This is a genomic window from Psychrobacter sp. 1Y4 (assembly GCF_051847555.1).
Genome location: NZ_JBPYDE010000426.1, coordinates 1 through 776 on the forward strand (window position 1 = coordinate 1; position 776 = coordinate 776).

Annotated in this window: 1 protein-coding gene; it reads left to right on the forward strand. The window is 44.2% G+C overall.

Annotated elements, in window-relative coordinates; genetic code table 11:
* Positions 1 to 776, forward strand: a 776-nt coding sequence (locus ACS8FC_RS16745) for a phosphate acyltransferase (RefSeq protein ID WP_439297615.1), incomplete at both ends; no start/stop codon positions are given.

A 776-nucleotide genomic window follows, 5' to 3' on the forward strand; every position in this document is an offset into this window, starting at 1 on the left:
TATAACTCAGCGTTTGTGATGAAGCCCATCTTTGCTCGTGCCAAAGCCGAACCGAAACGTATCGTTTACTGTGAAGGTGAAGACAACAATATCTTGCTCGCTGTGCAAGTTGTCGTTGATGAGAAGCTAGCGCAACCTATCCTGGTTGGTCGCCCTTCAGTTATCGAAGCCAATATCCAAAAGCTAGGCCTACGTCTAAAAGCTGGCGAGAATATTACCATCATCAACGTTGATGACGATCCTCGCTATAAAGACTACTGGCAGGGTTATTACGAGAAAAACAAACGTCGCGGTGTCAGTATTGAGCTTGCTCGTCGTGATGTTCGTCGCAAAACCACTTTGATTGGTTCTTTACTGGTCGACAACGGTGATGCTGATGGTATGGTTTGTGGTACGTTTAGTGACTATCAGATGCACCTAAAATATGTCGAAAACGTCATTGGCAAAAAAGAAGGTGTCAATGATTTTTATGCGATGAATGCTGTACTGATGCAAGATCGTAATATCTTTATCGCTGACACTTATGTGCATGAAGATCCAACCGCTGAACAGTTGGCTGAAATGACCGTTTTGGCTGCTGATCAAATACGCCGTTTTGGTATCACGCCACGCGTTGCGTTGGTCTCTCATTCTAACTTTGGTGCTTCAAATCGTGCCAGCGCTGTCAAAATGCGTAAGGTTCATGAACTGCTTACCAATATGAATGTAGACTTTGAGTTTGAAGGCGAAATGCAAGGGGATGCAGCACTCAATGAGCATATCCGCCTAAATGATAT